The sequence below is a fragment of the Sphingobacterium populi genome, from assembly GCF_001586775.1.
In the GTDB taxonomy this organism is placed as follows: domain Bacteria; phylum Bacteroidota; class Bacteroidia; order Sphingobacteriales; family Sphingobacteriaceae; genus Sphingobacterium; species Sphingobacterium populi.
On sequence record NZ_LQXS01000002.1, the window covers coordinates 125,204 to 149,837 of the forward strand.

General features: G+C 40.4%; 19 protein-coding genes and 1 pseudogene. 7 read left to right on the top strand and 13 right to left on the bottom strand.

The window, feature by feature from the left end:
• Nucleotides 1-68: 68 nt before the first annotated feature.
• The 3 genes and pseudogenes from fusA to rpsL all read right to left on the bottom strand — a co-directional run bounded on the left by fusA (nt 69) and on the right by rpsL (nt 3,224).
• Nucleotides 69-2,191, bottom strand: a pseudogene (fusA, locus tag A0125_RS04840) (elongation factor G).
• Between the two features lie 132 nt (nt 2,192-2,323).
• Nucleotides 2,324-2,791 (bottom strand): 30S ribosomal protein S7, encoded by a 468-nt coding sequence (gene rpsG, locus A0125_RS04845; RefSeq protein ID WP_066753031.1) that lies wholly within the window; start codon nt 2,789-2,791, stop codon nt 2,324-2,326.
• 19 nt (nt 2,792-2,810) lie between these two features.
• Complete coding sequence (gene rpsL, locus A0125_RS04850) at nt 2,811-3,224, bottom strand: 30S ribosomal protein S12 (RefSeq protein WP_002993550.1); 414 nt, start codon at nt 3,222-3,224, stop codon at nt 2,811-2,813.
• A gap of 313 nt (nt 3,225-3,537) precedes the next feature.
• Between rpsL and A0125_RS04855 the strand changes: the two genes are divergently transcribed.
• Complete coding sequence (locus A0125_RS04855; RefSeq protein ID WP_197464794.1) at nt 3,538-3,993, top strand: beta-barrel fold lipoprotein; 456 nt, start codon at nt 3,538-3,540, stop codon at nt 3,991-3,993.
• 116 nt (nt 3,994-4,109) lie between these two features.
• On the opposite strand, the gene A0125_RS04860 is transcribed toward A0125_RS04855, so the two are convergent.
• From A0125_RS04860 to fsa, 4 genes are all read right to left on the bottom strand, one after another.
• Entirely contained in the window at nt 4,110-4,388 is a 279-nt protein-coding gene (locus A0125_RS04860; protein ID WP_066753037.1) for a GNAT family N-acetyltransferase, read from the bottom strand.
• A 35-nt stretch (nt 4,389-4,423) separates the two neighbouring features.
• Complete coding sequence (gene rnr, locus A0125_RS04865) at nt 4,424-6,553, bottom strand: ribonuclease R (protein ID WP_066754223.1); 2,130 nt, start codon at nt 6,551-6,553, stop codon at nt 4,424-4,426.
• Nucleotides 6,554-6,970: 417 nt separating this feature from the next.
• On the bottom strand, nt 6,971-7,426 hold the full coding sequence (locus A0125_RS04870) for a Fur family transcriptional regulator (RefSeq protein ID WP_066753040.1): 456 nt from the start codon (nt 7,424-7,426) through the stop codon (nt 6,971-6,973).
• A gap of 91 nt (nt 7,427-7,517) precedes the next feature.
• On the bottom strand, nt 7,518-8,177 hold the full coding sequence (gene fsa / locus A0125_RS04875) for a fructose-6-phosphate aldolase (protein ID WP_066753043.1): 660 nt from the start codon (nt 8,175-8,177) through the stop codon (nt 7,518-7,520).
• Nucleotides 8,178-8,308: 131 nt separating this feature from the next.
• Between fsa and A0125_RS04880 the strand changes: the two genes are divergently transcribed.
• Nucleotides 8,309-9,532, top strand: a complete 1,224-nt coding sequence (locus tag A0125_RS04880) for an MFS transporter (RefSeq protein WP_066753046.1) — start codon at nt 8,309-8,311, stop codon at nt 9,530-9,532.
• Here A0125_RS04880 and A0125_RS04885 read toward each other — a convergent pair.
• The 4 genes from A0125_RS04885 to A0125_RS04900 are packed head-to-tail and all read right to left on the bottom strand — an operon-like array spanning nt 9,519 to nt 18,499.
• Nucleotides 9,519-9,980 carry a retropepsin-like aspartic protease gene (locus A0125_RS04885; RefSeq protein WP_066753047.1) on the bottom strand — a complete coding sequence of 154 codons (462 nt, stop codon included), beginning with the start codon at nt 9,978-9,980 and terminating at the stop codon, nt 9,519-9,521. The two genes, A0125_RS04880 and A0125_RS04885, sit on opposite strands and share 14 nt — an antisense overlap.
• A gap of 29 nt (nt 9,981-10,009) precedes the next feature.
• Entirely contained in the window at nt 10,010-10,948 is a 939-nt protein-coding gene (locus tag A0125_RS04890; RefSeq protein ID WP_066753050.1) for a malate dehydrogenase, read from the bottom strand.
• 59 nt (nt 10,949-11,007) lie between these two features.
• Nucleotides 11,008-13,290 (bottom strand): translocation and assembly module lipoprotein TamL, encoded by a 2,283-nt coding sequence (gene tamL / locus A0125_RS04895; RefSeq protein WP_231863129.1) that lies wholly within the window; start codon nt 13,288-13,290, stop codon nt 11,008-11,010.
• Nucleotides 13,280-18,499, bottom strand: a complete 5,220-nt coding sequence (locus A0125_RS04900) for a translocation/assembly module TamB domain-containing protein (RefSeq protein WP_156472421.1) — start codon at nt 18,497-18,499, stop codon at nt 13,280-13,282. Before A0125_RS04900 ends, tamL begins: the two co-directional genes overlap by 11 nt.
• Nucleotides 18,500-18,811: 312 nt before the next feature.
• Here A0125_RS04900 and A0125_RS04905 point away from each other — a divergent pair, with 312 nt between their 5' ends.
• The 5 genes from A0125_RS04905 (at nt 18,812) to A0125_RS04925 (ending at nt 23,299) form a co-directional block, all read left to right on the top strand.
• Entirely contained in the window at nt 18,812-19,483 is a 672-nt protein-coding gene (locus A0125_RS04905) for a response regulator transcription factor (RefSeq protein ID WP_066753060.1), read from the top strand.
• A 10-nt stretch (nt 19,484-19,493) separates the two neighbouring features.
• The gene (locus A0125_RS04910; protein WP_066753063.1) at nt 19,494-20,777 is read left to right on the top strand and encodes a sensor histidine kinase; all 1,284 of its coding nucleotides are present in this window, start codon (nt 19,494-19,496) and stop codon (nt 20,775-20,777) included.
• A 58-nt stretch (nt 20,778-20,835) separates the two neighbouring features.
• Nucleotides 20,836-21,282, top strand: a complete 447-nt coding sequence (locus A0125_RS04915; RefSeq protein WP_066753066.1) for a PepSY-like domain-containing protein — start codon at nt 20,836-20,838, stop codon at nt 21,280-21,282.
• 16 nt (nt 21,283-21,298) lie between these two features.
• On the top strand, nt 21,299-21,742 hold the full coding sequence (locus A0125_RS04920; RefSeq protein WP_066753069.1) for a PepSY-like domain-containing protein: 444 nt from the start codon (nt 21,299-21,301) through the stop codon (nt 21,740-21,742).
• 639 nt (nt 21,743-22,381) lie between these two features.
• Entirely contained in the window at nt 22,382-23,299 is a 918-nt protein-coding gene (locus A0125_RS04925) for a hypothetical protein (RefSeq protein WP_197464795.1), read from the top strand.
• 237 nt (nt 23,300-23,536) lie between these two features.
• On the opposite strand, the gene A0125_RS04930 is transcribed toward A0125_RS04925, so the two are convergent.
• Together A0125_RS04930 and A0125_RS04935 are read right to left on the bottom strand one after the other, a co-directional pair.
• Nucleotides 23,537-23,923, bottom strand: coding sequence for a hypothetical protein (locus A0125_RS04930; protein ID WP_066753075.1), 387 nt, complete (start codon nt 23,921-23,923; stop codon nt 23,537-23,539).
• On the bottom strand, nt 23,907-24,506 hold the full coding sequence (locus A0125_RS04935; RefSeq protein ID WP_066753078.1) for a hypothetical protein: 600 nt from the start codon (nt 24,504-24,506) through the stop codon (nt 23,907-23,909). The genes A0125_RS04930 and A0125_RS04935 overlap by 17 nt, the downstream gene beginning before the upstream one ends.
• Between the last annotated feature and the right edge of the window lie 128 nt (nt 24,507-24,634).

Here is a 24,634-nt window from a genome sequence, read left to right on the forward strand (position 1 = left end):
ATTGTTTTAAAAAGATCGCCAATTAGAGCTATTAACAACTGGCGATCGGTTTATTTTTGAGGACTGAATTATTCTTCAGTACCTTTAAGTTTACCTTTTGCTTTCGCGATTACTTCTTCCATCACGTTACGAGGAGCTTCTGCATAGTGATCGAACTCCATCGTAGATGTAGCACGTCCAGAAGTAATCGTACGCAATTGAGTCACGTAACCAAACATCTCAGAAAGTGGAACTAATGCTTTGATTACTTGAGCACCATTACGAGAATCAAGACCTTGCATCTGACCACGACGACGGTTCAAGTCACCCATTACATCACCCATGTTTTCTTCTGGAGTCAATACTTCGATTTTCATGATTGGCTCCATCAATACTGGAGAACATTTTGGCAATGCCTCACGGTATGCTTGACGACCTGCTAACTCGAAAGATAGTGAATCTGAATCGACTGCGTGGAATGAACCATCGATCAAACGAACTTTCATACCAGATAATGGATATCCAGCCAATACACCGTTTGCCATTGAAGTTTCAAAACCTTTCTGAACAGAAGGGATAAATTCTTTAGGGATTTTACCACCAACGATCTCGTTCACGAATTGAAGTGGAGATTTTGACAAGTCGTGATCTTCATCTGCTGGAGAGATTACCACTTTAATGTCCGCAAATTTACCACGACCACCTGATTGTTTCTTGAATACTTCACGGTGCTCAGTAGTACCGTTGATAGACTCTTTGTAAGAAACTTGAGGAGCTCCTTGGTTTACTTCTACTTTGAACTCACGTTTCAAACGATCGATCAAGATCTCTAAGTGAAGCTCACCCATACCAGAGATTACGGTTTGACCAGTATCTTCGTCGGTGTTCACAACGAATGTTGGATCCTCTTCAGCCAATTTACCAAGACCAATACCCAAACGATCCATATCAGCTTGTGTTTTTGGCTCGATCGCTAAACCGATAACCGGCTCAGGGAAGTTCATCGACTCTAACACGATAGGGTGTTTTTCATCACAAAGTGTATCACCTGTTTTGATGTCTTTGAAACCTACTACTGCACCGATATCACCAGCCTCGATGAAAGGGATAGGATTTTGCTTGTTAGCGTGCATTTGGAAGATACGAGAGATACGCTCTTTGTTACCAGAACGTGTGTTCAATACGTAAGAACCTGCATCTAATTTACCAGAGTATGCACGGATGAAACACAAACGACCTACGAATGGGTCAGTCGCGATTTTGAATCCTAAAGCCGCGAAAGGCTCGTTTACATCTGGCTTACGCAATAATTCAGCACCAGTGTCAGGATGTGTACCTTGAACACCTTCTGAATCCATTGGCGAAGGCAATAATTCCATTACCAAGTCAAGCATGGTTTGTACACCTTTGTTTTTGAAAGATGAACCACATACCATAGGTACGATAGAGTTATCTAAAACAGCTGCACGTAATGCGTTCAAGATTTCGCGCTCAGTCAATGAATTAGGATCTTCGAAGATTTCTCCATCAAAGTCTCATCATATCCAGCTACTGCTTCCAATAATTTCTCGCGGTATTCAGCCACCTCGTCCAACATATCGTCAGGAATTGGCACTTCTGTAAAGGTCATTCCTTTATCGTGCTCGTTCCATACGATACCACGGTTGTTGATCAAATCAACCACACCTTTGAAGGTATCTTCGGCACCGATTGGCAATTGCAAAGCAACAGCTTCAGAACCTAACATAGATTTTACTTGACCAACAACTTTCAAGAAGTCAGCACCAGAACGGTCCATTTTGTTTACGAAACCAATACGTGGCACTTTGTAGTTATCAGCCAAACGCCAGTTTGTCTCAGACTGTGGCTCTACTCCGTCTACTGCGGAGAATAAGAATACCAATCCGTCTAATACACGCAAAGAACGGTTTACCTCTACGGTAAAATCCACGTGTCCTGGCGTATCAATTACGTTTACTTGGTATTTTTTGTCGCGGTAGTTCCAGAAAACTGTAGTAGCTGCTGAAGTGATCGTGATACCACGCTCTGCTTCTTGCTCCATCCAGTCCATGGTAGATGCACCTTCGTGAACCTCACCGATTTTGTGGTTTACGCCAGAGTAGTAAAGGATACGCTCTGTCGTTGTAGTCTTACCAGCATCGATGTGGGCAGCGATACCAATATTTCTAGTTAATCTTAAATCTCTTGCCATAATAATTTTAAAGCGATAGGCTAATGCCTGTATTGTTGTTCAATGTTTTTAAATAAGTACACCGGCTTTGTCAAGCCCTTGCGGGATGTCAAAGCCGGCGTATGCCTTATTAGATTCTGGTTGTTTTCACGATTAGAATCTGAAGTGTGAGAACGCTTTGTTAGCTTCCGCCATTTTGTGCGTATCTTCTTTCTTCTTCACAGCTGCACCTTCACCTTTAGAAGCTGAAATGATTTCTCCTGCTAATTTTTCGAACATAGTTTTTTCACCACGTTTGCGAGCATAAGAAATTAACCATTTCATACCCAAAGCGATTTTACGATCTGGACGAACTTCCATAGGAACTTGGAAGTTAGCACCACCTACACGACGTGATTTTACCTCTACGGCAGGCATCACATTGTTTAATGCTTTTTTCCAAGCTTCAAGACCGTTCTCTTGAGTTTTTGACTCTACTAATTCTACTGCATCGTAAAAGATAGAATATGCGATAGATTTTTTACCATCGAACATCATGTTGTTTACGAAACGCGTTACCTGAACGTCATTAAACTTCGGATCAGGTAAAATGATTCTCTTTTTTGGTTTTGACTTTCTCATTTTATTTTCCTCCGTTTAATTATTTCTTTTTGCCTTTAGCAGGAGCTGCTGCTGCTTGTCCTGGTTTAGGACGTTTAGTTCCGTATTTAGAACGACGTTGGTTACGACCAGCTACACCTGATGTATCTAAAGCACCACGGATGATGTGGTAACGTACACCTGGTAAATCTTTCACACGACCACCGCGGATTAACACGATAGAGTGCTCTTGCAAGTTGTGGCCTTCTCCTGGAATGTAGGCATTCACCTCTTTACCATTTGTAAGACGTACACGCGCAACTTTACGCATTGCTGAGTTTGGTTTTTTAGGGGTAGTAGTATATACACGTGTACATACACCTCTTCGCTGTGGACATGAGTCCAACGCTGGTGACTTACTCTTGTCAACCAGAGCTACTCTACCTTTTCTAACTAATTGTTGAATAGTAGGCATTTACCTGTTCTAGTTTTTTAATTCGTTTAAAATTAATTTTTAAAGTCCGCAAAGATACTTATTCCCTTTTGAATATTAAATAGTTAGATGTAAATAGTTGCTGTGTTTTTATTATTTATTACTATTCTCTAGGTGGAATGTAAAATAAGGGCATCTTAATATTAAGCATAATGGCTCTACCAGTGCCAATAACTATTTCATGCTCAATAGCAATCTTACATAATTATTTTGCTTATTTCGTATGTTTATGGCATGTAATTTGTCAAATGCACAAAAACTATTTAAAACATTAATAATTTACCTTTTTAAAACTATGAAAAATAAGTTGGTAGCTGCTATTGTAGTGGCGTTGGTGACATTTGCATTTGTTGGATGTTCTAAGGATGATGATAATCCTACATCTGATAAAGGAGTATTAAAGGTTACTGTTACAGCCGAAGGGTACACGGGAGAAGGCGGAAGTACTATGTCTGCGCAAGTAATTGGTTCAAGTGCTCAAGGTCCTACATTATGGAAAGTTAACGGAGCAGCAGGTACATCAGGTCAATCAATTTATGACTTAAACAAAGAGTATTTTGCTGGTGGAAAAACGGCAACATTCGAAAGCACATCTTCCTATCTTGCTGCCAGTGTAACAATTTCTGCTGCAGCCTTCACGCAGCCTTTTAAATTAGTTTATAAAATTGAACAAGGCGGTCGAGTGATTGTTGAACAAACCAAAGATATTTTACCAGATACTACACCTACTGTGCTTAGTTTTCAATACTAAGTTAGTTTGGTCAATACAAAGCGCCAGGACATCAGTTCTGGCGCTTTTTTTAGTTATAGTATTCTGCTTATGGCAGATTACCTTGTCGTACTTCGTCGCTAGGACGATGAGATACACTACAAAACATCCCGAATCTCTTCATCTTTGTCGAATACGCTTTTAGCAAAAGGACAAAGTGGCAAGATTTTGATGTTCTTTGCTCTCGCGAAACTCACGATCTCCATCAGTATGATCTTACCGACACCTCTTCCTTTAAAATCAGGATTTACCTCCGTATGATCGATAATGATCCGGCTGTCGCCGGCCCAAGAATAAGTCATTCTCCCTGCTTCTTTATGATCTTCTGTTGCTTTGAAATAGCCTTTATTATCGTGATTTACCTGTTCTATTTGCATGGTGTTTGCTCTTTAAATGCTTTTCGTGAATTACCCTAGCTTACTAAGGTAAAATCAATTTGACGTTTCTCCAGATCTACTTTTTTGACTTTGATCTGTACCTCATCGCCAAGTTGATACACTTTTTTCTTGCGCTGTCCGATGATGGCATAATTCTTTTCGTCTAATGTGTAGAAGTCATCGTTGATGTCGCGTAAGCGAATCATTCCTTCACACTTATTCTCTTCAATTTCTACGTACATGCCCCATTCAGTCACGCCAGAAATTAATCCGGTGTATTCTACGCCGATCTGATCTTGCAAGAATTCTGCTTGTTTGTATTTGATGGATGCGCGCTCTGCTTCTGCTGCTTTCTTTTCCATCTGCGAGCTGTGCTCGCACAATTTCTCGTAATGCTCTGGATTGACCTGCTCGCCGCCATCTAAATAGAATTGTAGCAGGCGATGTACCATCACATCGGGATATCGGCGAATAGGCGAGGTGAAGTGTGTGTAGTAGTCAAAAGCCAATCCATAATGCGAAGTGTGTTTGGTGGTGTAGATCGCTTTGGCCATCGAACGCACCGCTAACGAGGTCAATATGTTTTGCTCTTTCTGCCCTTCGATCTTGGTCATCAGCGCATTCAGCGATTTGGCGGTTTCTTTATCCGTGCGGGTATTCATTTTGTGGCCAAATCGTGAGGCGAACTGAGAGAAGGAAGCTAGCGCATCGGGTTTTGGTACATCGTGGAAGCGATAAACAAAGGTCGGTTTATTCTTTCCTTTGCCGCGCTTACCGATGAACTCAGCCACGCGTCTGTTCGCTAATAGCATAAAATCTTCGATCAGCTTGTGTGCATCCTTACGTACTTTGGTATATACGCCTGTCGGTTTACCATTTTCGTCGAGGTGGAATTTTACTTCTTCGGATTCGAAGCTGATGGCACCACTTTTGAATTTCTTTTCACGTAGGATGTATGCAAGCTCATTGAGCTTTAAAATTTCTTCAGCAAAATCACCTGATTTATTTTCGATTACTTCTTGCGCTTCCTCATAAGTGAAGCGGCGATCGGAATGAATAACGGTGCGGCCAAACCATTCGTTTTGAATCTGTGCTTGATCGTTCAATTCAAAGACGGCCGAGAAACACAGTTTGTCTTCTTTGGGTCGGAGTGAACACAGGTTGTTGGACAAGCGCTCGGGCAGCATGGGAATCACACGATCTACCAGATAGACGGAGGTGCCGCGGTCAAAAGCTTCCTTATCAAGTGGTGAATCAGGAATTACATAATGCGACACATCGGCGATGTGCACACCGATTTCGTAGTTGCCATTTTCCAGTTGTTCGAAGGAGATCGCATCATCAAAATCTTTGGCATCCAACGGGTCAATCGTAAAGGTTGTCGTGCCTCTAAAATCACGTCTCTTAGCGATCTCTTCAGTGGTGATTTCGGTTGAGATATTTTTGGATTCTTCTTCCACTTCTTGAGGGAAATTAAGTGGGAAGCCGAAGTCTGCCAAGATCGCATTCATCTCGGTATTGTTCTCTCCTTTTTTGCCCAATACATTCTTCACAATGCCGATCGGATTCTTGGCGCTGCGCGGCCATTCCAAAATCGATACTAATACCTTTTCGCCATTCTTCGCACTATTCAAATTGTCCAACGGGATGAAGATGTCGTGATGCATTTTTCGGTCGTCCGCGACGAAGAAAGCGAAGCTTCCGGAGATGTCGATAGTACCTGTGAAATCGGTCTTTGCGCGCTGTATGATTTCGACCACTTCACCTTCTTTTTTGCGACCGCCTTTACGCTCAAAAACGTGCACTTTGACAAGGTCGCCATGCAGCGCTTGTCGAAGCTTTCGGGGAGCAACAAAGATGTCTCCATCTTCTGAATCTTCGGGAACGATGAAGGCCGATCCGTCAGCAGTCATGTCGACTTTGCCGGACACATATACCTTCAAAGATTTCAATTTGTACTTGCCCCGATCATGAGATACGAATAATCCGTTTTTGGAGTTGTCTGACAGAATGTCTCGTATTGCTTCTTTCGCTTCGTTGTCATCAATATTCAGCTTGGCGCTGACCTGTTTATAGTTGAGTGGTTTGTTGTTTCCTTTCTCAAAAATCTCTACAATTAGTTTTACGAAAACATCTTTATAGATTTTGTCTGTCTTATTCTTCATCGTTTCGTGTCGAATTTTTGATTCAATTATAGGCTGGCGAATTGCGGCCATCTATCGAATGGTGTCTACCCGAAGGTAATCTTTTTTTTGTGGCATATACAAGGTAGAAGGGTAGGGGTAGGGTGTGCTATTTCGAAATGTAAATTAAAATAGTATTTTAGCTTATTCAATATTCTGATTATAAAATATTTATAGTATGAATTGCTAAAATTAAAAAGGCTTGTATTGGCAGTTAGGGCAGTAAACGCAAAAACCATCATTTGTTGATGGTTTTTGCTAAATAGTATTGCGTGAATAAACAATGCAATAAATAAAATTCAATTAATTAGTTATTAGTGTATTATGTGTAATATACTAAATTTTTAGCATATAGAATTTCTCAGAATTTTAGCACATTGTAGCGTGTGGTATATGCTGCTAACTCTGGCACCTATCACAAAGCCCGACAGCGTTCACGGCGACAGATTGAAGAGCGAAATTTTTGGGAACTCGAATTGGTGGGATTGAGATTTCTTCTAGGCAAATCACGCTATTGCACGAGGAGCAAATGAAGTGAATGTGCTGATCTTCGTGCTTGTGTTCCGAGCAATTGTGTGAGCAGGTTGCGTAAGTTGCCGTCCCGTGCAAGTCAAATACTTTATGAAGAATACCCTTCTCTTCGAAGCTGGCTAAGATGCGATATAGCGTCACTCTGTCAGTTTCCTTTCCGAGTAATTTTTCCAATTCCGGTTGTGAGATGGCACTATCTTTTGCCGATATAATTTCCAAAACACGGAGTCTGGGCTGGGTTACTTTCAGCTTATTTTTTCGAAGCAAGTCTTTGAAACCTGTCATCTCGCTCGGCTCTGCCAACCCTTTTTGATCTTCTTTCATAGGGCATAAAATTACGTATTATATGCACAAAAAAAAACCGTCGCCATGGGATATGACAACGGTATTACAACGGTCCAAAAGAGGTCCGATATTATTTGCCAGCAGCCTTATTATAGTCTGCCAAAAACTGTGTAAGTCCACTGTCTGTAAGTGGGTGTTTCAACAACGAAAGCATCGCCGAAAGTGGTCCAGTCATCACATCTGCTCCGAGCTTAGCACAACCCAAAATGTGTGCACTGTGACGTACTGAAGCCGCCAAGATTTGAGTCTCGAATGCGTAGTTGTCATAGATCAAACGGATCTCCTCGATTAATGCTAAACCGTCTACAGAGATATCGTCCAAACGACCGATAAATGGAGATACATAAGTCGCCCCAGCCTTCGCTGCAAGTAGTGCTTGACCAGCTGAAAATACTAATGTACAATTGGTTTTGATTCCCTTGCTCGAGAAGTATTTTATGGCCTTTATACCGTCTTTAATCATAGGCACTTTGACCACTATTTTAGCATTTAAAGCGGCTAATGCTTCGCCTTCTTTGATCATCTCGTCGTAGGTCGTAGCGATTACTTCAGCACTTACATCACCATCCACGATATCGCAGATTGCTCTGTAGTGATTCAAGATATTGTCCTGTCCTGAAATACCCTCTTTGGCCATTAGGCTCGGGTTAGTGGTTACCCCATCTAATACGCCCAAATCCTGCGCTTCTTTGATTTGCTCCAGATTTGCCGTGTCGATAAAAAACTTCATATTCGATGTATTGATTTTTAGTGTATTAACTTATTGGTGAAAACTAACATATAGGTTAGTTGTTCCAAAGTTAACTATAAAAAACACAAAGAATAAATGGTAATTCTTAAATTCGAATCATATCTTGATTGATGAATATTTTTAGATCGCTGCAATACCCCAATTTTAGGTTACATGTTATCGGACAGGCTATTTCGCTGATGGGTACCTGGATGCAGCGCGTTGCTATCAGCTGGATGGTTTATTCGCTCACCAATTCGGTATTCTGGCTAGGTTTTGTGTCTTTTATATCGCTGTCGCCTTCGCTATTCTTATCGCCATTTATTGGATCTTTTATAGACAAAAGGAAGAAATATAATCTGGTAAGGAAAACGCAATTTGGCCTAATGGCGCAGGCAGGTTTACTTACTTTGCTAGTGTATACTGGCCAGGAATCTGTGCTGCTATTATCTATTCTTGGTTTTATTCAGGGAGTAATTAACGCTTTTGATGTCCTGGGTAGGCAGTCGCTTATGGTTTCGTTGGTTGATGATAAGAAAGATTTGCCTAATGCGATCGCGTTGAACTCTTCGATATTTAATGCGGCGCGTATGGTTGGCCCTGCGATTGGTGGTATTTTGTTGACCACGTATGGGGAGTTGTTCTGCTTTGCAGTTAACTTCGTTAGCTTCGTACCTGTTATCATCTGTTTGATGCTTATGCGCGTCACAGAGCGCTCATTTGAGGGTAGGAGAGGTAGTAATTGGGAAGGGTTGATCGAGGGGTTTCATTATCTTAAAAGGTCGCCGCACATCGCTTCTTTGATTATCGTCTTGACTTGTTCTAGTTTGTTGGTCATTCCATATACTTCTTTGCTACCTGCAGTCGCACGTGAACTGTTTAATGGGAATGAGGCTACTTTTTCTTGGTTCGAAAGTATGGCTGGGCTTGGTGCGATGATTGGTGCCGTGAATATGGCTAGACTAAAATCTGGAGAAAATTTACGTTATCGCGTGATGTTCTCCGCTGGTATTATGGGAGTAGCATTGCTTTTTCTGGCATATGCCCATTTCTTGCCTTCTGCATTGATTTTTACGGCTTGTGTGGCATTTGGAATGATGATGCAAAACTCATCTATCAACACCTACATTCAGACGCATGCGATGTCGGCTTATCGCGCGCGCGCCATGTCGTACTATGTGATGGCATTCCAAGGGATATTTCCAATCGGAAGTTTGCTGATCGGAAGTTTGGCGGAGTGGATTGGATTAAAAAATACGTTGTATGTGATGGGCAGTTGCGCTGTGTTAATTTCACTTGGCTTCTATCTATACCTAAGATTGCACATAAAACGGCGTCTCTTTAAGCGGTATTAGTAACCTGTAATTTTCTGCGTTTGCGATTGGTAAGCTGTAATGTGGCCGTTTTGTAGTTGATTATGGCGCCATATGCCTGCAAAATATCTCCGCCTAAGACACCGACTACGGGCTCGAGATTCATCTTGCGATAAGCATAATTTATGGAGCTTAAATCTAATACAGCAAAATCAAACTTCTTAATATGCCAGTCACCTATCTTAAGTTCTGGAATATGTACAAAAAAACTTTCCATAGCATTCGTACCCAGTCCCGTAGATAACACGTCTGTTAAGTTCAATTGGGCTTCCGTTATTCCAGCATCGAGCAGGGTGGTTTTGTCCAACACGGTTTTAGAAGCCCCAGTGTCTACTACCATTTTAAAGGTTTTATCTAGGAGCTTAATTTCTATAAGTGTATGGAAACCATCCGGCTGTAATTGGATGATTTCCAAAGGTATTTTGGTCATGTAGTGCGTTTAAAAAGCGAACAAGTTATTTAAATGATGCCTTCATCAGATAGTACCTGATTCATCTTACGCACGGCATCAGCACTTTTACCTAAAAGTTCTTGTTCATCGTCTGATAAAGGCATAGGTATGATACGATCCCAACCTTTATTATTGATTATGACTGGTACTCCCAACGCAATATCTTCGTGTCCATATTCGCCCTCTAAATACACAGATGCGGTGAATAGTTTGCCCTGATTACGGATAATGCTCTCTACCATAGCAGCAGCGGCAGCACCGGGAGCGTACCAAGCGGATGTACCAATTAAGCTGGTTAATGTAGCACCACCAACCATGGTTTTTTGTATAATATCATTCTGTTCTTCGGCAGTCAAAAGCTCACTAATGCGCACACTGTTCCAAGTTGCATGCTGAATCAGTGGAATCATCGTCGTATCTCCGTGACCGCCAATCACAATGGCATTCAGATCAGTCGCGGCTGCATTTAATTTTTGCCCTATTTGATATTTAAATCGGGCAGAATCCAGTGCGCCACCCATGCCGATAATTCTGTTTTTGGGTAGTCCACTACTTTTGAGCGCGAGATACGTCATCGTATCCATTGGATTAGAAACGATCAGGATAATAACCTCTGGTGAATGTTGAACTAAATTTTCGACCACAGTCTTAACAATATTGGCGTTGGTGCCAATTAGTTCTTCTCTGGTCATGCCTGGCTTACGCGGTATACCCGAAGTAATGACGGCAACGGACGAACCTGCTGTGGAACTATAATCGTTTGTGACACCGGTGATCTTCGATTCAAATCCTAACAGGGCGGCGGTCTGCGACATATCTTGTGCTTTGCCCTCAGCAAAACCATCTTTGATATCTAATAAAACGACCTCTTCGGCAATGTTTCTTCGGATGATATTATCAGCAGTAGTCGCACCTACGGCTCCTGCACCAACTACAGTTACTTTCATGTCTTAGTGGATTATTGATTCTTTTAAAGATACAAAAAATAACCTACACCTGCGGAGTATTAGAATGGATATCCAATGGCCAAGTTGAAGACAAGGTTTCTGCGTCGCCATTCGCGATTTCCAAAGTCGATTTGGTTGAATACCCAACCATTACTTTCCTGCACGTACGGCTGTCTAAATGGAATGGCCAAATCTGTACGGATCACTAAAAAGTCGATATCAACACGCAAGCCTAAACCGCCACCTACGGCTAATTGTTCGTAGAATTTGGTGGTCAATTCTGCACCAGGTCTGGTTTCATCCCGGCGTTGTAACCAAATATTACCGGCATCCACAAAGGCTGCCCAGTTGAAGATCCCAGAAATTGGCGCGCGATACTCGGCGTTGAGTTCCAGCTTGAAATCTCCGGTTTGATCAGCAAAAAAATCATCAGGCACATAGTCTGCTGCATTGACCAACCCAGGTCCGACAGAGCGTGCGCGAAACGCACGCATACCATTCGGGCCTCCCGAGAAGAATTGCTTCAAATAAGGAAGTTGAATGGAGTTGCCATAGGAATGACTAACACCAATCATGGCTCGCGTGACAAAAGTGGATTTTGGCGTTATTTTCCAATAATGTCTGAAATCTGCTTCACCCCGTATGAATTGCGCATAGCGCGTGCCAAACAGAAACTCAGGACTATCTGAAGATGCGTCTGCTCCTTGAATCAAGCCTAGCACATTACCCGATGTATTCAACGCACTGCGTACAAAGTAGGTGTGTGTACGATCCTCCATATTGTTCTGGAAAGTAAATACGTAGTTTGGTCCGAAAGAGAATTGCGGCTCGATGATATGTAATAAGGAAGGAAACGTTATGGCTTGATTACGGTATTGTTCTGTCACATTCCGGGGCTGGGCATAGATAATCTCCGCTAATGTCAAGTCATGAACTTTGCGCTCATTTTCCTTCCAAGAATACCCAAAGTTAAAAGTCAATGAGTTTAAACTATAGAACGCACGACGATCTAGAAACTCATAGCGCAAACTAGCGAAGGTGCGAGGGATGTATTTCCGCGAAGGTGCCCATTTGTATGGAGACAGCAGGCGTGGCCAGCTGATAGCTGCTTCGGCACCATAGCGAATAAAATTGGAGTTTAAGGCTGCACCACCTACTTGTGTTTCGAATCCAGCAAAAGCCGTTAAGGTGAGTGTCTCAAAACCTTTAAAAGCGTTTTTCAGACTCCAGTTTACACTACCTTCAATACCATTGTATACAGTCGCTGTCTTTCCGATGAGCTCGGTGCGTAACGTCCTCGGCTTCATAGGAGTGAGGTAATAATATACATCCATCGTGTTGGCCGAATCCGGACTATCGACAAAGTCATTTTTTACGAATTGGAAGGTATTCATATTGACCAAGTGATTGATCGTCATATTATGATCTTCCCTATTATACATTTCGCCTTTATGGAAGAACAGGTGGTTAGCGAGTACTTTTTTTCTAAACTTGTTGTCAGGATCGTAAATATAATATTCGCCTTCGTAAGCCTCGGTTCCTCTAGGAATACGTCGTGTGTAACCCTCAGCTGATTGAGTGTAATCTGGAAAAACCACGATTTTTCCAATACGTTGAGGATGTTTTGCGCGTTCCGCGGTTTCCGGTTTTACGGTCATAAACATGTCTACTTGATGTCTTCCTACGGTACTATCCACATCCAACAACATGTTGTCTGCATTGAAATAATAGTAGCCTTTGTTTTTCATGGCTACATCAATGCGCTCCCGTTCATTAATGACGACATCCAGATTGTAATTATTACCGCGGCGCAATAGAGTAGCATCTTTGGTGCTAGCCATATCACGACCCCATTGTTTTGTCGAATCTACATCAAAGGCAACTTCTCTAATTTTGTACCCCGGTCCCGCAACGGCATCGAATTGCACGGTTGCTTTCTTGCCATTAATCAACGTGTCGGAAGTAACTTGCGCCTGAAAAAAACCGAGGTTCTCTAGGCGATTTCGCAACAGATTCTCATTATATTCGTAATTGACCTCACTTAACAGTACGGGAGCTTTTCCTTGGCGTCTGATAAATCGTTTTATAAATCCAACCGTCGTATCTGGTCCGCCACCCATATTCCAAAGAGCTACCTTCAATTTTGAGGTGGGCTCTGGGCGTACGTAACTTTGCAGTCGACTTTCAAATAATTCTTTCCGATCTTTATCTAAGGTGTCGTTCTGGATATTCACTGTGGCTTCTTCGAAAAGATGCTCGCCATCCGCAATATACTTAGTGGCATTACAGCCCACTACGAGAAGCAGTGATGCGGTAGCAATTAAAAGGTGATTATTTTTCATTGGACTCCCTTTCTTCTTCCTCATTTCTTATGGCTGTATTTTCTTTTCTTTTTACGGTATCTTTAGGGCTGCGTGGTCGCGCGCCGAAATTTGTTACGCCGTTATTGCTGATACGATCTTGTGCTGTAACGGGTCTGCTTGTTGATAAGTTATGGCGGCGATCTCTATTTAGTCGACGTTCCAAACTGTCTTGAATTATCGTTCGTACACTATCTCTGTAAACAGAATCGGTTTCAATTCGATCCACGTCAAACCGTCTACGGAAGTTCACATTATTAGTGTTGTAATAGTTTTCGACCGACCTGGCACTCATAAATATTTCGCGGAACTTATCATACGTTATATTGGCTACGAGACCGATTCCTGTTTCTATAAACTGCCCCTGCAAAGTAGGTTGATATTGGTTATTACGAAATACACGACCAATATAACGGCCATCTTCAGATAAGCGGTATTCTAGGGACACATCACCTGCAATGTTAGACGTTTTTTCCCCTGGTCTGGCGTTGCCCTCTACTTCAAAATTGGATCCTACCGTAACTTTAAGCCGATCATCAAACAGCGTTCTGGATAGACCTACGTTTAAGTCGGTACGGTTCTGCGCACTCCCGGTAAGGAAGTCTTGTTCAGATTGCAAGTTGAAGTCAATGTCCACACCGCGGATTAGATCAGAGGTCAGATTATTCAATTGCCCCGTTAGGAAGTTACTTAATGTACTGCGAGCCATGCCCTCGACGCCACCACCACCAGATAAACTTTCGAACGGATTTGCCGACATAAATCTACCGAGTGCAATCAGAGAGAAAACTTGTTTGTTCAGCTCTGCTGGATCGTTTCGCATATTCGCTAATGCAATATTGACATTGCTCGTCACATCTTGCGGCACCATGGTGCTATTGTCGTCCAATTGGATATCGAATGCTAGATCTGGCGTAAATAAAGCTCCAGATAACTTCAGCAAGACATTAAAAGGAATACGCTGTCTATACAAGTTTTGAGCTTGCTGATCTACTTGACCTTGAACTAATTCCAATGTTGGGAATCGATTACTATATACTGCGGTAATGTTCATGTTCGCATCCAATGGATCGCCACCCCAGGTGATAACACTTCCTTTCTGGAAGGTAAACCTGCGAGACAAAGGTCCGAGTGGCACGGTGTATTCTCCTTTTTCGATCGTATAGGTGCCTGACATCGTGATTTTTTCGCTCGCATCTATTCCGGCGGTTAACTCGGCTATACCTTGAATATGCAGCTCATCCTGTGTACCCGGATCGAGTACGACGGTAAAACGTGCTTCAGGATCTGTTTGTAATTTTAAACTGATATCCATACCGGTAAGTGCTGCAGGTGCAGTGGCGATGGAATCAAGCTGGGCAAATATATTTCTACTCGTGCTATCGCTACGATTGACAAACTTCACCACACCGTCACGCTCGGCTACACCCGGATTTTCGTTTGGTACGACAAAGTAAAAGTCTGTATTGTCGTTCACTCGAATACTTCCATCTACGCGCGGACTATTCATATCGCCTGTTACACGAAGGTTGGTGGTGAGATACATTTTACCATAAAACATATCATTGTCTTCCATCGTAGAATTCATCGCCTCGAAATCATCCATGTTGAGGTTAAGATTGAAAGCAAAATCGCTGTAATCGGTCGTGCGCACGGCTCCGTTGATACGGGCAGTATTATTTTTGGCGTCACGAATTTCAAACTGTCTAAATTGTACTCCTTGATTGTTTAATGATATGGTTTGATTGTTAATCAACATGGTTGAATTCAACATCGCTACATTCATCTTACTGTCGTTAAAGGTAAGTCCACCTGTGATACGAGGCGTTGTTGTCGTACCTGCAATATCGATCTTGCCGGTGATAGTTCCTTCTGTATCTCGAAGGTTGCCAAAGCTAAATGCTTCCAAGGTTTTCATCATCATCGGTTTAAATTCAAGGCTTGCATTGATCTGCGCGTCACCTTGTGGTGGCGATACGAATGTTCCTAATAACTGCACATCGTTGCCATTCCCCGTGATTGCGACGTCAGCAGCAAAAGTATTTTCTCGCTCATTGTTGACTTTTATGCTGATATCACCTACCTCTTGTTTTGCGAAGCTGAATGCATCGATCGTGAGATCAGAAATAAATACTGGACTGCTCTCTAAGCGGGATACGGTAGCTGTTCCATTAATACCTCCACCGACATCTAGTGATTCTGAATCTACCATTCTGCTGATGGTTTCAATTCTGAAGTTGTTAAAATTCAATGCTATAGGTGAATTGAAGGTGGAGTCTTGTGATAAAACGGATAATTCCTGTCCATTATTTCGAAGCACAAAATCGCGTACCAATATGCCTGCATCACCAAAAGCAATTTGATTATTGGGCATCACATTCCAGTTTTCATAGTTCAGCATCAAGCCATCTTCAAGCATGCTTAAGATGAAATTATTGTTATCTGCGGTCATTTTAGCGCCAAGATGGTATTGTGGTTGGCTTTCCTTATCTCGAATCCACAGGCCGAAGTTTACATTGTTATTAGCGACATCACCACTTATTACTGTATTGATCAGCTCCACACTACTCACACTTATTCTGTTAATCAAGGTATTGTAGTACAACGTGCTATCTACCGTAATGATGTCTGCTCCAACATTTTCTATTTCTGTGCCCGAATAAATTAGTTTAGGCGCTAGAATCTTCGCTATCAAAGTTTTAGAATCACTGTCAAATGTACCATCCAACGTGATGTCGCGCATTTCTTCCAGATCTGGGACTAATTCGCGGACAATTCGCGAATGGCTAGCACGAGCACTGAATTCGAATTGCTGGCGAGAGTAACTCGTGGTGTCAATCGTATTCGTGGGGTTATAATAAACACGGATAATGTCTTGAATGGATGTTCCCAGTTCAGAAATTTTGTAACGGCCAACCAAATGCGCATTCAGCATCTCTGAGTTGAATAGGATTCTACTGCGTTCGGCAGTAGTCATCGCGGTCAATGCCACAGTGTCTAAGTAATAGCGATCATTGTTGTGCGCTATATTTGAATTAAGTACTTTCAGTGATCCATTCAAGTAATCAATATCCAAAGTTTCGAAGTCTGCTACAATTTCTCCGTGATATCGGAAATCATCGTTCATCAGTTTCAGATTTTGGAAATTCACGCTGTCGATCATCAAGGAAGCCGTTAATCGCGGATAGGTATCGTGCATATTAGCATCCAGATCCAGATCGAAGCGTACGTTGGGATCCGGACTATTTATTTTACCGCGAATATCGCCGCGATCAGCTTCCAGATCCATCGTAATGTCGCGGTAGGAGTAACCCATGGCGTCCGCACGATTTACGGTTCCTTGAACTTGTGCTAGCATGGTTTTCGGATCCAAACCTGTACCTTTTATATGCGCTTCGGCAGCAATAATGCCGAGGACCGAATCTTGACCAAGAATCTGACCAATGTTAAGATCATTAATGGCTACACGCAAATCGTACGTCGTATCTCGCGCCATGCTCATGTTACCGTTAACGCTAGCGTTTCCTTGCTCGGTAATGAGATCCATGTTGGTCGCAAAGGCGGTCATTCCACCTTTAAACTTTCCAGTAAGGCTAATAGAATTTGGTAGCTGAATACTGTCTGGCAACATCGATTTGGCTACTAGTCGCTCAATATCTCTTCTACCTGTGGTAAACTTTCTTAAATCCAAATCGATATATAATTTCTCCACATCTGGTAAGCCTTTAATATGGGCTTTTGCGAGCATGTGTGTATTATCCAGTGTTTTGAATTCAAAATTTGGAATATACAAATCATCGACGTGGCCATGAACTCTGCCATCGATATAGAATTTTTGAGCCAATAACGGCTTCATGCTTTCTTCCTGTTCTAGATCGGGCGCCAAGTAGCGTAGATCGCTCATGTCGATATGACTTTTCTTGATGTTCGCTTCAATCTGTACTTGACTCAAGTCATTAGACAGGGCGTCTAATGATGGATAACTCACTTTTACATAATCGCGGATCAAACTTTTAGAAGTTTCGACGTATAGGTTCTCGATCATTGCACCAGTAGTATGATAGGCGAAATCTGCTTTCACCTGCTTCAGAAAGAAACCAGAGTGATCTTTTACGGATAAATTTTTTAAAGAGCCCGATATCGAATCCGACGAATAATACAAATCTTGTAAATCGGTCTCCAAATTGGATAACCGCATGTTGAAAAAATCCAGACCTTTCGTTCTTGGTTGATTTTCATCTTTAAACCAGAAATTGGTTTTCTCTACATTCAATTTTCCTAAGCTAACTACCCAATTCATCGGCTGTGCTTCGGTCGCGCTTGTATCTTGCGATGCAGCAGCTGATGGAGTTGGCTGGTCTGTTTTGCCAAATAATACGTAAGAATCAGACTCTTCTAAAGTGACGTCTTTGATGCGAACCACTTCTTTGTTGAGATCCATTTCGTCGATATTGGCAATTAGTTTGCGCAAGTCAAACTTGGTATCCATACCCGATGCTTCGTCATCGTACTTGATATGAATATTAGTTAAGTTGATGGTGTTAATTGCCAATGCTGGCATGGCGGCACTAGCAGATGTGTCGGCAGTTTCGATTCCAAAATCTGAAGCATCTGGTGCATCAGTACTATCGGCTACTGTCCACTGGCGTACGTTGGCCTGCACACCATCCAAATTAATGGTAGACATCGCAAAAGCCATATCACCGGTCAAATCAAATTTCTTAATATTCGTGCTAAAATGCTGTAGATTGAGGTCTGCAGCTGTACCAATTACTTGATCGTCGTACACAAATCGAATGCGTTCGAAAAGCACCTTGTCTAGGTCGAACACCATACTGGATTCGCTTTCTTCTTGTTTAGGTTGTTTTTCTGGCGAAGCAAAAGCATTGACGATGTAATCAAAGTTGAATGTGCTGTCGGGTAGCGTTCTATTGATTTTTGCAGTGACACCTTTTACTTCCAGTTCCTGGAGCTCCACTGTATTGTCGAGCAAGCGCCACATATTGATATCTACCAAAATGCGTTCGCCAGAAAGTAATGTGTCTTGGGATTGATCTTCAAAATAAATGTCTTCCAATACCAATTTTTTCGGGAAAGCAATATTAATGTAACCTATTCGCACAGGTGTACCAATCTTACCTTCAACATAATTAGTCACCTTACCAACCACAAAGTTTTGGATCTTAGGCATTCGGATTAGTACAATAAGTAGAAGCACTAAAAGGATAACAGAACCGACGATCCATAGAAGAGTCTTCAGTGCGATTTTTCCAAATCTATTCAAAATACGAGTATATATTGTTAATATTCACGTTAGAAACACCTGGTAGCTGTATATGTTTGCAGGAGTCAGAAAGTTGGTCAACAAAGTACTATTGCTACAGACAAAATTACAACCTTTTGAATTGCAGCATTATTTTTGTTGTCTAATACTTTTTAGCAAATGTCGTTCCTTTTTTTTACGCGCTGAAAGAAAATTTAAATTAACCTTATTATTCATTTTATGAAGATTTTGATCGTAGAGGACGAGATTGACCTACAAGATGTTATGGCAGAGTTTCTGTCGGCCGAAGGATACGTCGTGGAGGTAGCAAATAATTTTATTGAAGGACTGGAAAAAATCTCATTATATACGTATTCCTGTATTCTGCTTGATATTACCTTGCCAGGAGGTAGTGGTATGCAACTTTTACAGAAATTAAGAGGGCAGGGAGATAATACGCCAGTGGTAATTATTTCAGCAAAAGGATCAATCGTGGACAAGGTTGAGGGATTAAATCTTGGGGCAGATGATTACCTTGCCAAACCATTTCACTTGGCAGAATTATTGGCTCGGATCAAGTCGGCAGTAAGACGACATAATAATCATGTAGATAACCGAATCACGTACAAAAATGTCGTACTGGCACCGGATGATCGTATGGTATTTGTAAATGACGCAGCGTTACCACTTAATAGGAAAGAATTCGACGTTTTATATTATTTTCTGATCAGACCCGAAAAACTTGTTCAAAAAGTATTGCTTGCCGAATCCATTTGGGGCGACGCTATTGATCAGGCCGATAGTTTGAACTTCATTTATTCTCAAATCAAGAATTTGCGCAAAAAATTGCGTGACCATGGCGCAGATGTCGATATACAAGCTGTATATGGCGTGGGATATAAATTAGTATAATAGTTACGTTATGGCCATTTCGATCAAGCAATTTACAATGCGGTATTTGATGATTGCAATTTTTGCGGTCATGACCATTTGGGCACTCCTTTTCTATGCGTACATACTCGATGAGGTGTATGATAATGTTGATGATGGATTGAGAAATCAAAAAATCAACATACTACGCGCGGTGTACGAAGACCCATCCTTATTGCAGCTCCGTGAGTACGCTGTGAATGAGTTTCGTATTACACCATTGCGTGATACCGTGTTTGATGAGCGCAATAGATTTTCGCACGAATTTTTTTATATGCCGTACGACGATGAAGAAGAGCCTTACCGTGTACTTACTACTATGTTTTATGGGCCAGATAAGCAAACCTATTTGTTAGAAATTCGCGCATCTACGGTAGAAAGAGATGATCTGATTATAGATCTATCCACGGCCTTATTAGTGCTGTATATCGTAATGATTTCCAGTATCTATTTACTAAGAGAATATATTGTCAAAAGAGCTTTACGTCCGTTCAGAGATATTTTAGAGGCATTGAATGATTATCAAGTTGGTATTACAACTTCCTTTGCTCCTGTGGAGACGAATGTGTTGGAATTTCAGCATCTGCATCAACACATAGCGTCAATGGTCGAAAGAAATGCCGCCGTTTTTGCAGATCAGAAACTGTTTATTGAAAATGCTTCCCACGAGCTGCAAACACCATTAGCGATCGCTATTAACAAAATTGATTTGATCTTAGAAGAGAAAGATGTGCCAAAAGCGATCATGTCTAAGCTTGCCGACACGAAGGCATCTTTGAAGCGATTGATCGATCTCAATCGCTCATTATTATTTCTATCACGAATTGAAAACAGACAGTTTGTACAGAATGAGCTAATTCATGTTAATGAGTTGACGAACGAGTTGCTTAATAATTTTTTGGATGTAGCCGAGCATAAGGGGATTACAGTAAACGTGAAGTTGGAGGCAGATCTTTACGTTAAAGGTAATCGTGATTTATTGACAATGGCTTTTTCAAACCTAATTCGGAATGCAATACGTTATACAGATACGGGCGGCGAAATTCGTATAGTTGTTGATTCACAGAATTGGAAAATAGCTAATAGCACCACTTTAGGTGCATTGCCAGAAAGTTATATTTTTAATCGCTTTTACAAAGGATCTGACAGTATACAATCCAATGGATTGGGGCTTTCCCTCGTGAAGTCAATCCTTCAAATAACCCCTGGAGGATCTGTAGAATATCACTTTGAAAGAAATTTTCACATTTTTTCGATTAGTTTCTCAAATTCCTAAATCTTTCCCAAAAGCCACGTCATCTTTGTTCCTAATAAGATTTAGCAAGGGTATGAGGATGCATCATATATCTTTTTTGAGCTGTTTGGTACTCCTGTCAAATGCAGGTGAATCGTACAGTCAAGATAAACGCATTTCGCTTTCTAGACTGCCTGATAAATCACGAGAATTTTTGCAGCGGCATTATGCGCGCATGAATGTGTTTTCGGTAACGGAAGATGTACAATCATGGTTTGAAAGTACTGTTTATCGCGTGGTATTTAAAGGTGGAGAACGAATCAAATTTGATGAATCTGGAAATTGGAGCGAAATAGATGCTCGGAGAGAAGCTGTTCCGCTTTCAATCGTACCGACGAATATTATTACTTATTTGCAACGTAGCTTTCCGCGAATGGCGGTGACAAAAATAGAAAGAAACAAGCAGCGGTATATCGTAGCGATATCCAGCGGAATCGAATTAGAATTTAATAATAAAGGAGAATTTTTAAAGATCAATCAACAATAACTCTACACTACAACAAATGAAAAATGTTATCTTAAACGCTTTGGTATTATTGACAATGGCCGTGGCAACCGTATCCTGCGATAAAGAAGAAGTAATTCAATCTGAAGATCTTCCTGTTGCATCAAACACTTTTTTAAGTACACATTTTGCGAATATTAAGGTATCGCATGTGAAGAAAGAGAAAGAAGGTTTGGCAGGTCGGGAGTACACGGTTTACCTGACCGATGGAACCGAAATCGTTTTTGATAAAAATGGCAACTGGACGGAAGTGGACGGAAATAACAATACTGCTATACCTTACACCTTCATTCCTGAGCCAATCGTTACGTATGTTAATGGAAATTACGAAGGACAACAGATCACAAGTATCGAGAAAGATGGAAAAGAATTCGATGTCGAATTGACGAATGGATTCGATCTGGTTTTCGATGCAAACGGTGTTTTCAAACGTATGGATTAAGTAATCCACAAAGCTCTATCTGGGAAATAGAGCGGGATTATTTTTTATTAACTAGTAAAAAAACAGATCGTAGATCTGTTTTTTTTGTTTTACCCTAGTAAAGAGGCTGGTATTTTTTGATCAATAATTTACGAATCAAACTTCGTATTTGCTATAACCATAAGTTAAGGAACGGAAATTTTATACTCTATTAGAATTCATTTATCATTGGAAGAAGTTCTATTCGACCTTAGATCATGATAACCCTAAATCCGAATTTATAAAAGTAATAAATGCTATGGCAGGCATTCGCCAGCGTGCTCTCTGAATCATGAAAGCTGGCGAGGTATTAAAGGCGACTGATTTGATAAGATTTACTACGATGCATAGGATGTCCTGAGATAGGCACGATGAAAACTATTACTTTAAATCAAAAAAATATTCAATACTGCGCCAAAAGAGTATATATTGCTTCATCATGTATCACGAAGCTAGGCACGCATCTATATTTTTTGACAAAAGTGAAGCTGAATATAGCTTTGTGCTTTGATAAATATAGTGGATAATCTGCCGATTACGAGGCAGAAGTACTATAAAAAACTCGAGATGTAAGTAGCATGTGTGATCTTTTTTATAAAAAAGCTTATAAAAATGGAAGTTATGGGACAGAATGCCTTAATTAAATCTGCTTTTACCTTTATTAGTTTTCTAGTTCTTGTCTCTTTCAGCCAAGCACAAGAAAAGTATTTTGTACTGAACGAAGAGCATTCATCGTATACGATCAAGAGTTATACGCTCGACACTGAAGAACTATATGCTGTAAATTCGCAAGTCGAAATATTTAATATTTTTCCAAAATTTAAGACTGACACGAGGAATGGCAGAGAAATCATCTTGTTTAGTGTATTGCCTGATGTCGAATCCTTGGATTTATGGGAAAAAATTGATTTATCTGATCTTGCCGACGATACGCTTAGCTTTCAGGACTTGTTGAAATTAAAGCAGCTTTCATTATATGAATTATATTCTGGCACGTATAACGAGAACAATAAATTTTTGAATGAATACAAATTTGTTGTAAAAAGACATGGAGAATATTACAAGGCTTACAACACTTTGCTTCAGTTTTTTGCATTACGTGATCAGCCTGATATGTTCAATTCAGTTTGGGGTACAATAAATAAGGAACAAACTCCGGTCACTATCAATTCAATGGCGGAATATTATAGAGGGATTAAAAGTGATTTTCCATTAGAAAGTTATTCCGACGGTTATTCTTCTTTTGATCGGTTAAGAGATCGAAGGGAGTTTCTTTCAAGAAAATTCATTATTGGAAACTCAGAGGCTTATCAATTTTGGTCTTTGACAGATTGGCATATGCCATCTCACTTATATGAGGTAGATCGAGGTATTGATAGGTTTGTCTATATTCCAGAGAAAGGTATTGTAGGTGGATCATTTGACTTCTATTTTTATTATCATAGGAATATTATAAAACTAGATATGGTAAAATTTAGGAATAATATTTTTGATGAAAAGGTAATGATGGCTAATAGCATGCTAGGTAGATCAGACTAAGTTTAGACAATCTTAGAAAAACCTATACCGTGGAGTAGTTCTTATACGGAATGTTGCTTCTCATTTGGTCATCGCATAAAAAAAGCCCTTAATCGATTGAAAAAGGGCTTTTAAATGTATTTTAGAGTAGTACGCCAAAAGGATAACCCCAGAGTATTATATTTCAGTTGTTTATATTAAAATTGCGATGTATGTGCGAAAATTTCAAAAAATTTTGAGAATAATTAATACTCAGATTTAAAAGGGAAGATCATCGTCAACCTTTTTGATTTTAAAATTGGGATCACCTACCGCTTCACTTGACCCCTCTAGTTTGCCAATAATAGAATCGAGTGTCTCATCTACTTTGTAATAAAGATTGTTGATTGCCTCATACAAATGATCTAGAATATTAAACAATTGCTCATCTCCGTCAGTGTCCTGATTAACAATTCTGTAACCTTGATCGTTATAAATCGTTAATATGTAAACATACTCCCATTGATTTTTTTCATAAGATGAAATAGTGAGATAAGACTTTCCATCAAGACTAATCAAAAAACCGTTATCGACTTTCTTCCAATTTGCTTTTTTAGCTTTGGTTCGTTCAAGCAACTGTTCAAGTATTTTATATATTTTCTCCATTGTATGTGTTGGCTTTTAAACTAATGATTTGCTTATGTATTAATGTTGACAAGTCACGTAGATTTGAGGTAATATCCTGCTTTGTAATCTTCGCAGTCGGGAATTGTATTTTACGTTCAACTAGGCTGATATGATGGTTGATAGATCTTCGATAAACTGCAACCGTGTCCAAATCAATTTCAAGGTTTAATTTCGAAATTAAAGTTTCTAGTATGTCAAGTAATTTTGTAATATCCCTTAACCCTCTTAAACTATCTTCCCATCGATCACCTCTTATATCACTTTCTGTACTATCCAATACATGAAATTTCATTGTTAAATCCTGAAATACAAGCGTATTAAAATAGTTCTGTAATTCCTTTTGGGTTTCTTTTCTATTTGCAGTTTCATTTTCTCGCACAGTCATCAGTTGATTTATAGTAACTAAAAACCCTGCTACTGAGATTACATTTATAGAGATTGAGATAATCGTATGCAAACGAGCATTTTCTAAGAAATGTTGAACATAAAAATATGTCACTAACGCTATAATAGAATATATTACTATAGCGCTAAAGCTCAAAAATCTATTCCATTTTATCATGTTTATAAACAATTAAAATGGCCATATAAGATATGTAAGTTCGATTCATTCTTGTAATAAAGACGTTAGCATAATAAATCACCTCCCTGTTCCAAATAAGTTTGAAGGTCGAACTGTTGTACTATCGA